At 68.2% G+C, this 10,850-nt stretch carries 7 protein-coding genes; 3 read left to right on the top strand and 4 right to left on the bottom strand.

Features of this window, described 5'->3' with window-relative positions:
• Nucleotides 1-161: 161 nt before the first annotated feature.
• The 3 genes from FCI23_RS63470 to FCI23_RS51620 form a co-directional block, all read right to left on the bottom strand.
• Complete coding sequence (locus FCI23_RS63470; protein WP_211265854.1) at nt 162-446, bottom strand: hypothetical protein; 285 nt, start codon at nt 444-446, stop codon at nt 162-164.
• 21 nt (nt 447-467) lie between these two features.
• On the bottom strand, nt 468-596 hold the full coding sequence (locus FCI23_RS63465; protein WP_322974051.1) for a hypothetical protein: 129 nt from the start codon (nt 594-596) through the stop codon (nt 468-470).
• A gap of 94 nt (nt 597-690) precedes the next feature.
• Entirely contained in the window at nt 691-3,351 is a 2,661-nt protein-coding gene (locus tag FCI23_RS51620) for a DEAD/DEAH box helicase (protein WP_136730871.1), read from the bottom strand.
• A 164-nt stretch (nt 3,352-3,515) separates the two neighbouring features.
• Here FCI23_RS51620 and tnpC point away from each other — a divergent pair, with 164 nt between their 5' ends.
• The 3 genes from tnpC (at nt 3,516) to FCI23_RS51600 (ending at nt 9,606) form a co-directional block, all read left to right on the top strand.
• Nucleotides 3,516-4,958, top strand: a complete 1,443-nt coding sequence (gene tnpC / locus FCI23_RS51615) for an IS66 family transposase (protein ID WP_136730872.1) — start codon at nt 3,516-3,518, stop codon at nt 4,956-4,958.
• 384 nt (nt 4,959-5,342) lie between these two features.
• Entirely contained in the window at nt 5,343-8,267 is a 2,925-nt protein-coding gene (locus tag FCI23_RS51610) for a lipase family protein (RefSeq protein ID WP_136730870.1), read from the top strand.
• A gap of 745 nt (nt 8,268-9,012) precedes the next feature.
• Complete coding sequence (locus FCI23_RS51600) at nt 9,013-9,606, top strand: hypothetical protein (RefSeq protein WP_136730869.1); 594 nt, start codon at nt 9,013-9,015, stop codon at nt 9,604-9,606.
• Here FCI23_RS51600 and FCI23_RS61835 read toward each other — a convergent pair.
• Nucleotides 9,501-10,577 carry an IS5 family transposase gene (locus tag FCI23_RS61835; RefSeq protein WP_246144865.1) on the bottom strand — a complete coding sequence of 359 codons (1,077 nt, stop codon included), beginning with the start codon at nt 10,575-10,577 and terminating at the stop codon, nt 9,501-9,503. The two genes, FCI23_RS51600 and FCI23_RS61835, sit on opposite strands and share 106 nt — an antisense overlap.
• Nucleotides 10,578-10,850: the final 273 nt, after the last annotated feature.

Genomic DNA, 10,850 nt, shown 5'->3' with positions numbered 1-10,850 from the left:
CGGCAGGTCGAAGAGGCGGCCGAGGTCCTGGCCCATGTGCCTCGGGTGGCGCCCGTCCTCCGGGACGGCCGAGGCGCCGAGCACGCGGAGGACTGCGCCGACTGCTGGGAGTGGCGGCCGTCCTCTCCACTCCGGCCTATGAGATAGGGCCGGGCCGAGGCTCACCACCACATCCCGAGCACCCGAGCACGTCCGGCTGACGCTATGCGGGTCACGCCCAGTTGAGTCCCAGTTCGGCGAGGACCGCGGAGCTTGTCCGCGGTGAGCTTGGCCCGCCTTGACTTGGTGTTCGACAGGAACACCCCCAGCTTCACCTCTCCCGAGCCGTCCTCCAGCGCCTCAACGTGGCCTCTGGGGACGGTCACAGAGCCTTCGCGGACGTCGGGGCCGGGGCGGTGGTGGGCTCGGACGCCGAGCTGCTCCAGACGTTCTCGCTGCTCTGGCACCAGGCTCTTCCAGACGACGTGCTAGCGCTGCTTGGTCAGCCATTTCCCGACGTCCTGGCCGTGCAGGGTGACGCCGGGCAGGATCTCGGCGAGGGTGGCGCCGGAGTTCAGGCACTCCCGGACGGCGGCGTAGGTGCGCTGCCAGTCCACTGGCCACTTCGGGTTCCAGTCCGGGTCGATCGCCGCCAGGGCCTTGGCGCGCTCGGGGTGGTCTCCCAGTGCTCCTGGCCTGCGTCTCGTCGCACTATGCCCATTCGATGCCCAGCTCGGCGAGCGCTGCCCGCTGCTCGCGGGTGAGCTTGTCCCGCCTCGCCTTGGTGTTACTCAGAAATACGCCAAGCCGGAGGGACACTGGTTCGGCCTCGCCGTCGACGGCGATCTCTTCGCTGTGCCCGCGCGGCACCGGCCTGCCCGCGCCCTCCCGCGCGATGTACTGCGCCAGGGCTGCCACGCCCCGCGTGAAGGCTGCCGAGGCCTTGGCCGGACCGCCAGCCGCGCTCTTCTTGGGCGGGGCCGCAGCGAGTCGCTCAGCGGGCTTCACACCCAGTCCAGCAAGCCGTTCCTGTTGTTCGGTGGAGAGCTGTGCCCAGTTGCCTGTCTGCCGCTCCAGCCATTTCCCCAGGTCGTCGCCTTCGAAGAGGACGCCGGGTTGGATGTCGGGGAGGGTGCCGTCGGCGTCGACCAGGTCGGCGAGGACGCGGAAGTGCCGTTGCCAGTCCAGCGGCCAGGGGCAGTTCCAGTCCGGATCGATCGCCGTCAGCTGCCTGGCTCGGTCCTCGGCCCGCTCCGCGTCCTTGCCCAGTCCGCCCTTCCGCCGCAGATTGGCGATCAGCTGCCCGACCGGCACCAGCTCGTTGTCTCCCTCGCCCCACACGGCGTCCTGGCGCGGGGCCATGTGCCCGTGTGCACGCCGGAACGAGCGGAGCGCGGCGAGCTTGGTCTCCCACGCCTCGTCACCCGGCTCCCAGACCATCCCTTCGGTGTCCAGCTGCTCCTTGCGGTGCGCCTCCAGTTCGCCGGCGCGGTGGGCGCGCCGCTGCTGGTGCACCCACCGTCCCAGCGGGAAGGATTTCGTGACCCCGACTTCCACCTCGGTGTCGTACGGCACGGCATACAGGCCGGTGATCTCGTTCTCGGCCCTCCAGCGGCGCAGGGCCTGGTAGCCGTCCAGCCACACCAGCGACTCCGGCCGGTAGACCCGGGTCCGCAGGAATGCCGCGATCGTCGCCGCGTCGCGTGGGCTGGAGAAGTGCAGCAGCGCGGACTCCACCGCGGCCTGCGTCTCGTCCTGCTCCTGGTCGACGTCCTCGTCCTCCCCGGCCCCGACGATTCGACCCTCCTCATCGCGCTGAACGTGCGTGCGCCGCTCCTGGCTGCCACGCGACAGGGCGCGGGACGCGAGCTGCTCCACGAGTCGTTCATCGTGCGAGCGGAGGCCCTGGAGGACGGCTACGAGGGGGCGGAAGCTGGCTGAGGCGATCATGTCGTTCGGGTTCTCGCCGGGTGCGAGGAAGACCGGCACGATGATCCTGGCGACCTTGGTGGTGCCGTCCGGGTTCGGCCTGAGAGCCCGGCCGATGTTCTGGACGATTTCGACCTGGGAGCCGCGGGTGTCGGCGAAGCACACGGCTTCCACGCCGCGCTCGCCCACGATGTCCACGCCCTCACCGAGGACCCGAACACTCGCGAGGAACGCCCGGTGGACCCGCTTGTTCTCCGCGTCGATGCCGTTGGCGAACTGCCTCAGTACCTCCCGCCGCTCGCTGACGAGGTGGTCCCCGCACAGCCAGTTCGCCCACACCCGGTCTGCGGGCACGTGCCGGAACGGCTCCAGTTCGTAGAACTCTGCGTCGATCGACGAAGGCGGCAGCGCGGCGGCGTCCTCGAGGGCCTGGTCGGATGCCTCGGTGGCGTACAGCTCGGCCGCTGTCTCGGGCAGTTTGGCCGCGAACGCCGCAGCTTCCTCTACCCGCTGGTGGAAAGTCATCACGGTGCGCAGATTGTGCCGGCTGGCGTGCTCCAGGAGGGCGGTCTGCAGCAGCGCCAGGCGCCGGCCCCGCAGGGCCTCTTCGGACAGGCCAAGGATCGGGTCCGGGTCGCGGATCTCCAGCACGTCGATCTCGAAGCCCGCCAAAATTCCGCGCTCGATGCTCTCCGAGAGCCCGAGCTCGTAAATCCACTCGCCGTAGGTCCCGTTCGGGTCGCTTCGCATCGAGGCGATCTCCAGCTCCTGGCCGTCCTTGCCGTTCTGCGGCCGGGCCGCCGCCAGGATTCGGGGCGTGGCGGTCAGGTAGAGGCGGTAGTCGGCGGGGATGCGGGTGTTGTCGTGGATGGCAGCCCAGGGCCGCCCGACGTCTCCGGCAGTACCGTGCGCCTCGTCTACCACCGCCAGGTCGAATCGGTCCATCCGCTGCCCGTACAGGCGTTCTCCGCCCGCCAGGGCCGCTTCCAGCGGCTCCCGGACGCGTCCCTGGCCCGTCGGTGCGTCCGTGTCCTCCCGGTCCACCAGAGAGGCGTACGTGGCGAACACCACCACGGGCCCGGACCCGACCCACAGGGCAAGCCGGATCGGGTTGGTGGTGGTCCGCACCCCGAGCTGCTCCAGGACGGCGTCCTTCTCCAGCGAGCACACGGCGACCATCGGGGAGCGGTGGCCGACGGTCTGCCATGCCTGGGCGGTCTGCACCAGGAGGTCCAGGGTGGGCACCATGACCAGGATCCGGCCGTCCGGGAAGCAGTCCAGCGCGGCCACGGCGGCTGTGTAGGTCTTCCCGGATCCGGTCGCTGACACGAGGGTGGCACGGGCCCCCTGTGGGGGCACAGTTGACCTTGCAGGGAATCCGACCCATTTACGGATACGGGAATTCGCGACTACCTGGTGTTCTCGGAGCTTGATTGCGGACATTCGTAAGCCTCCCCTATCTGCTTTTCCGGGCGGTTTTCAGGCGGACTGATGCGGGTGGGAGGTAGCTGTTCAGCCAGGGGTGACGGTCCGTTGGACCTGGCCGGTTCTTGATCGATACGCTCTGTGGTGTGGAGTCCAGGGGTGAGCCGACGCGCGAGGAGTTGCTGCTCCTGCTGTCGGCGAAGGACGCCACGATCGCGGCGTTGACCGCGTTGGTCGAGCAGCAGGCGGTGCAGGTCGCGGGGCTGGTTGCCCGGGTTGCGGAGCTGGAGCGGCAGCTGGGCAAGGACTCGTCGAACTCCTCCAAGCCACCGTCCTCGGACGCTCCGTTTGCCAAGCCCGCGCCGAAGCGGTCCTCGCGGACGCGTTCGGGCCGCGGTCCTGGCAAGCAGGACGGAGCCCCCGGCACCACGCTCAAGCGGGTCGAGGACCCGGACGAGACCTTCGTCCAGGACCCGGAGGCATGTTGCGGGTGCGGTGACTCCCTGGCAGGTGCCCCAGTCTTCGATGAGCGCCGTCACCAGGTCTTCGACGTCCCGCCTCCGCTGCCGCGTCCGAGGGTGACCGAGTACCGGATCGTGTCGCGGACCTATACCGGCTGCGGCACCACCACGGTGGGTGAGGTCCCGGCGTGGGCGCGCGGGCGGGTGCAGTACGGGCCGAAGCTGATGGCGCGGGCGGCCTGGCTGGTGTGCGCGCACCATCTTCCCGTCCGCCGGGCCGCCTCGGTGCTGGCGGCGCTGCTCGGGTCTGCGGTGTCCGCCGGCTGGGTCGCTGTCCTGCGCGGGAAGGCCGCCCGCCTGCTGGAGCAGGACTTCCTGCCCCGGGTCCGGGAGTTGATCGCCTCCGCTGCGGTGGCTCACGCGGACGAAACCTGCGCGCGAGCGGCGGGCGCCCCGCGCTACCTGCACGTGGCCTGCACTCCTTATCTCACGGCGATGCACGTCGGGGACCGCACCAAGGAAGCCATAGACGCGGGCGGCATCTGGTCCGCCTTCGACGGCGTGATGGTCCGCGACGGCTACGGCGGCTACACCCATCTCGACCACCTGCTGCACGCCTGGTGCGGGGCCCACCTCCTGCGTGACCTGCACAGCATCCACGAGGGCGACTCCGCAGGCCAGTTGTGGGCCGAGGCGATGGCGACCACCTTGTGCGAGGCCAACGCCGCCGCGCACGCCGCCCGCGCTGCCGGCCTCGAACCGCACGTCCTGGCGCGGATCCGCAACCGCTACCTCGGCGCGCTCGCGCGTGGCCGGGATGACAACCTGGGCCAACGGGGCCCCCTGGCCGACGCGGCCCGCACGCTACTCGGGCGGTTCGAGCGCCAGGAGGACATGATCCTCCGCTTCACCGCCGACCTCGCCGTTCCCTTCAGCAACAATCAAGCTGAGCGCGACCAACGCCCCGTCAAAGTGCAGCAACGGACGTCCGGCGGCTGCTGGAGAACTCTCCAGGGACTGATCGACTTCGCTGTCGTCCAGTCCTACCTGTCGACCGTCGGCAAGTGGGGCCTGGACAAACTCGACGCTCTGGAAAAGCTCTTCACCACCGGCGCGTGGCTCCCGCCTGCCCTCACGCCCGGTCACGTCGCAGTAGCAGCCTGAAGACCCGTCACCTCAGCTGAACAGCTACGACGGGACCGACTCAGCGGAACCCTCCATGAGTACCAACATGCCGCCTGAGCAGGAAGGATGATTAATCGGCACCCGCAATGAGCGGGGAAGGTCCCACGGCACCGGCGCGCACGCCCCCGTGAGCGATTTGTGTGTTACTTGTAAAGATCTTGACGGACCGTCGGAAACGGTGAAGACTCCGTGTAGCTCGCCGGTGCACCTCAACACCGGAATCACGGTCGGCTGTGAGTGACCGTTGCTGTGATGAACCATTCCATCCGACGCAGGGCGTTCCTCGGGGAGAGCCGCGCCCGCTCCGCGTTCCAGATGCCCTGTTCGGTGGTACGCGTGCGTCTTTTTCGGGAGGAGCTCGGCATGACCGAACATCAGGAACCCGAATCCCGCGATTTCCTGCGAAGACTGCGCCTGCTCGCGGACAGCACCACGGTGCCGACCGGCATTCTCTGCGAAGTGCCGTTCGCGCTCCAGGACATCCGACAGCACAGGGGCACCGCCGGAGCCGATCCGCTGGACCAGACACGCTGGCAGCAGCTCTACGCCGACCTCCACCGAGGTGTCCTGCCGGGGTCCGTGGAATCGTCCTCGCTGCCCACTCCCGACGAGATCACGTCACGGGCGTCGGCCGTTCGCGCCCGGGGCGCGGTGCCGATCGCGGTGGCCGACCTGGCCTACAACCATCTGTCCGAGCGCCTCACCAGCCTGCTCCTCGCAAACGCGCGCGGCGAGGCCCCGGCGACGCCGCCCGAGGACCCGGCCTCTCCGGACCTCGCCTCCGAGAGCCTCACCTCCGAGGACCTGGCATCCGAACTTCACGGCGCCCGCGCCTACTTCGCCTCTGCGATCCTGCCGGCGCTGCCGGACTTCACCTTCGGTTTCCTGCCCCACCAGTGGCCGGACCTGGAGATCACCTACTGCCTCCCGCCAGAGCTGTTCCTGCACAACACCGGCGGCAGCCCCGTGACGTTTACCCTCGACGCGGGTGACGGAAACGGTCCGCGGGCCGTCGCATTCGGCGAGCTGGTGCCCGTCACCTACGATTCCCCCGGCGGTAAAACGGTCCGGATCGTCGCCGGCTATCCGGACGAGACCCTCGAAGCCGCCTTCTCGATCGACGTCGGCGGCGCGGTGGGAACACCACACTGGGACGACAAGTGGGAATTCCAGGCGACGATCCCCTACCTCGGGCAGGTCGGAACCGGAATCGCCTACATTCTTTACGGCTCCGACAGCAGACGGACCAAACACACCCGACTGGTCAATCCCATCGTCCTCGCCGATGGATTCCCAGGCCATCACTACGAGTACATCTACGAGATACTGAACACGAACCGTTTCCTCCAAACGATGCTGGAGCACGGCTACGACGCGGTGCTGCTCACCTACGGCAACGGACACGACTACATCCAGCGCAACGCGTTCGCGGCCGTCGAGTGCGTCCGACGGGTGATCAGGGCGCGCGAGCCCGCCAAGAACCCGCACCCGCTGATCGTGGGCGGCGCGAGCATGGGTGGCATCATCACCCGGTACGCCCTGGCCTACATGGAGCAGGAAGGCATCGACCACCAGACCGATGTCTGGCTGTCCCTGGACGCCCCCCACCAGGGCGCCAACGTCCCTCCCGGCGGAGCACACCAGATCCTGTGCCTGGCGACAGTCGAAGAAACCGCCAAGGAAAAAGCCGCGCTGCTGCTCTCCCCGGCCGCCCAGCAACTCGTTTACTACTCCACGCCCTCCGCCGAGTCCTGGGACACCGGCCCGTCCGTCCTGCACCGGCAGTTCTACGCCGAACTGCGCGCGCTCAACCACGGCACGGGCTACCCCCAGCGCCCCCGGCGGATCGCGCTGGCCGACGGCGCCGGCGACGGCCGGAAGGTCGTTCCCGACCACGCTCTCACTCTGAGCTGGTCGATGTACCTGAATACCACAAAGGGAAAGACCTGGGCGCTGCCCACCGGTGCGGGGCAACTGAGCTCATTCCAGCTCCCATTCAAGAACGAGCTCTGGTGCAAAATCAGCGGCGCCGTCAACTACGACGGGGCGCCCGGCGGTACGTCGGACTACAACGGGCAGATCGCGAAAGCCCTCCTGGACAGCGGCGCCAACGTCGAGCACTACTACGACAATCCCTGCTTCGTCCCCACTGTCAGCGCGATCGACCTGGCGAACAGCGGCCCCTACACCCCCGTTCCGGCCGAGGGGGCCGACACCCCGTTCACCGACTACTTCGTCTCCTCCAGGAACCGGCCCCACGTGGAGATGTCCACCGAGATGTGCCGGTACCTGTACGCGATATTCGGGATCACGCCCCGGGCCGTCGCGTGGTCCTACTCCCAGAGCCTGTTCGTTCAAGAGGGCCGCGTCACCTCCCCGTGGACCGAGATCCCCGCCACCCCGAAAACGTCGGCGTTCGCCCTGGAGGGCGACCGGATCGCCTGGATCACCGCCTCCGGCGCACTCGTCGCCCAGGAGGGTTCCGCCGGCCCGGTCAGCCTGATACCGGCCGGCTGCTACTCCGTGGCCATGTCCGCCGGACGACTGGCCGCCCTGAGCCTCGACGGCTCGTTCAACGTCATGGAAGGCACCCTGAGCCCCGCCAACTGGCGCAACCAGTGGCCCAACAGCATCTCGAAATTCGCCATCGAAGGCGACCGCATGCTCGTCTCGCGGCAAGCGGGCACCAACATTCTTTACGGCACCGAAGGCCCCCTCGCCACTCCCGACTGGAGAGAGATCGCGAGTCTTCCCGGCCAGATCTACCAGATCCTGATGTGGGGCGACCGCATCGCCGTCCTCTGTAACGACCCGACCACGCGAAACGCCCTCTGGGTCAAGGAGGGCGATCTGCGCGCGGGCTGGGCGTTGAAGGTGCCCAACGTCCATTCGTTCGCCCTCCAGAACGACCGATTGGCCGTCATTACCGACCAGAATGAACTCCGCGTCACCCAAGGCCCCCTCAAGGACGCCACCTGGCATTCCCTGTGGCGCTCGGACGCCCATACCGTGAAGCTGGACGGCGACCGCATCGGCCTGCTCACCGGCCAGAGCGACCTCCTCGTCCGCGAGGGCAGCCTCGATGACACCAGGATCACCTTCCAAGCCCTGGGCAAGGCCCGGAGCTTCGCGCTGCACGACCGGCGCGTCGGCGTCATCGAGGTCGACGACAAGCACACCGTCAAACTCCAGGACGGTGCCCTCTCCAGCCCCTGGCAGCCCCAGCCCCAACTGATAGGCCGTGCAGTTCTGGACCTCCAGCTCGGCGAAGGCTCCCACGCCATCTAGCACCCCTTCACCCGGCGATCAGCACCCCTCCACCCGGCGATACACGGCCCCGGAATCGTTCGACGCTTCCGGGGCCGCACGGCGCGCGCATTGTTTTTGCCGCGAGCATGTATCAGGCTTGGTCAACGACCCACGGAAGCGACAGGGGAGCCGTAAAAACCGCACCTCAACCGTCCGCGACCAGTGACACCCCATGACGCCGCCCCACTGACAAACCAGTGACGCCCATCAACAAGTACCCGGATAAGGTGTGGTCCGACTGGCTCCAGGGCGAACATACCGCCGAACGCCGGCGCCAGGTCCTGGGCGACTTCGCGGCCCGGGCGGGGCGGGCGATCCTCTCGAACTGCAAGGTCCTCGGGGAAGGCGTCGACATCAAAAGCTGTGGACAGTGTGGCCCTCCTGGACCCCAAGGGCGCGCCCCATGACATCGTCCAGGCCATCGGCCGGGCACTGCGGCAGAAACCCGGCCGGTGAGCCCGTGCTCCAGGAGGCAGGTGGGTCGGCACAGACCCGTCGGGCGCGGGTAGCGGGGGCGCTGGCTCCGCGGGGGTCCGAGCAGGCAGGATGGCACAGCAGGCACGGGCCTTCGGCGATCAGTGAGCCCTGGAGACCTCCCTGGTCGCTTAGAAGCTTTTGTCTTTCCGGATGTGATCGCTGACTTTCCGCTGGTCGGGCATGGTTTCGGTGTTGCCGAGGGAGGCTTGGACCGTTCTGTTCGTCGAGGGCGGTGTGGAGGCGGTCGGTGTCATCGGTGAGGGGCTTGCTGGAGGAGCGGGAGCGGGTGGCCCGGGTGGCCGTGGAGGAGCTTCAGGCGGAGGCGGACCGGATCCTGGCCGCTCTCGGTGAAGCCGAAATGGTGCTGGAGCGCCGGGTCATCGCGCGGGAAGAACTGTCCGAGGCCCTGGCCGTTCCTGAGGGGGTGAGAGACGTGCCGGCGCCGGACGTGCCTGGTCAGCGGCCGCCGCCGGCGGTGGGCAAGGCCCCGGTCGCCCGGTCGAGAGTGCCGGACCGGCGGGAGGGCATGACGGTTCAGTCGCTGTCGTCGGAGTACCGGAAGATCGTGGAGCTGTTGGAGGCCGAGCCCGGGCTCGGCGTGGAGGGCATGCAGGCGAAGGAGATGACGGCCCGGCTGGGGGCTGGAGTTGACAGCGGCGAAGATCGAAGGGGTGCGTTCGAGAGCGAAGCGGCTGGCCGAGAGGCATTGGGTGGAGCGGACTCCGGAGGGCAGGTTCAAGCCGCGAGCGTCGTCACCGGCGAACTGACAGGCACAGTGGTGCGGGTCGTGCGGGTGGTGCGGGCCAGGCGGCGGCTCATGAGCATGGTCTGCGACCAGTAGATGAACGCCTCGCTGCTTTCGGGCAGGGTCTCGAAGTCCCGGACCAGGCGACGCGAGCGCATCAGCCATCCCAATGTCCTCTCCACCACCCACCGGCGCGGCAGCACCACAAAGCCCTTCATGTCGTCACTGCGCTTGACGATCTGCAGGGTGAGCTGCAGTTTCTCCTTCGCCCAGTCCACGAGGCTGCCGGTGTATCCGCCGTCGGCCCACACCAAGGTGAGCTCGCGGAACCTCTCCCGCAGCCCGGGCAGCATGATCCGGGCGGCCTGGCGGTCGGTGACGTCCGCGGCGGTCACCATGACCATCAGGATCATGCCGAGACAGTCGGTGATGACGTGCCGGCGCCTGCCGTTGATCTTCTTCCCGCCGTCGTATCCGCGTGACGCGGCGGGCACCGAGGCGGCCGCCTTCACCGACTGCGAGTCGATGATCCCCGCGGTCGGCTCCACATCCCGGCCCTCGGCGAGGCGGACCTTGTCGCGCAGCCGGTCGTGCAGTTCCTTGGGCAGATCATTCTTCCGCCACCTGCGGGAGAAGGCGTAGACCCGGTCCCAGGGCGTTCTGTGGAATGCTCCTCCGTCGCAGTCCACAGAATCCTTGTTCGATGGAATCCTCGCAGGTGGGGCGTGTGTCCTACCCGCGGGCTCGTGACGCTCGGATTCCATAGAACACATCAGGAAGTCCACCGGCAGGGATCGCCACTTCGTGCCGTTGTCGGTGACGTAGAAGACCGCGTCGATCATCTGCCGGTGGCAGTAGCCCTCCGGCCGGCCGCCCCTCCCCTCCAGCCAGCCCGGTGTCGGCATCTCGTCACGGACCACCGCCCACTGGGCGTCCGTCATATCCGAGTTGTAGACCGGGGCCCTCTCCGGCTGATCGGCCGCGTTCCCGAACCGGTGAGCGAGGCAATCGCACGCCGAGCGCGCCGAGTTGAACTCCAGGGACGTAACCGCGTACAACTGCGACATCAGGGCCTCCGGGGCGCACGGGTTGGACTCAACACCCCTCGTGCTGCACCGGAGGCCCTGTCTTCATGCGCTCCGCGACCGGAGATCACCCGGCCAAGCCCGATGTTCGATCAGAACCGCATCCATGATCGATAGGAATACGGCTTCTGAGCTTGACGTTTAACCTCGCAGGTCACCCGACCTGCTGATCTGCGGTTCTTCCCGGGACAGAAGGGGCGGCCGTTCTCCACGCTTCGAGATGTCGAGTCACGAAGCACGAGAGAACGGCCGCTG

This window comes from Actinacidiphila oryziradicis (genome assembly GCF_005047355.1).
Taxonomy (GTDB): domain Bacteria; phylum Actinomycetota; class Actinomycetes; order Streptomycetales; family Streptomycetaceae; genus Actinacidiphila; species Actinacidiphila oryziradicis.
This window is presented reverse-complemented; position numbering and strand designations above follow the sequence as displayed.

Bases quoted from the DNA above. Each gene is read 5' to 3' on its own strand.
- FCI23_RS61835 (WP_246144865.1), bottom strand. From the start codon at position 10,577: ATGTCGCAGTTGTACGCGGTTACGTCCCTGGAGTTCAACTCGGCGCGC.
- FCI23_RS51610 (WP_136730870.1), top strand. From the start codon at position 5,343: ATGACCGAACATCAGGAACCCGAATCCCGCGATTTCCTGCGAAGACTG.
- FCI23_RS51620 (WP_136730871.1), bottom strand. From the start codon at position 3,351: ATGTCCGCAATCAAGCTCCGAGAACACCAGGTAGTCGCGAATTCCCGT.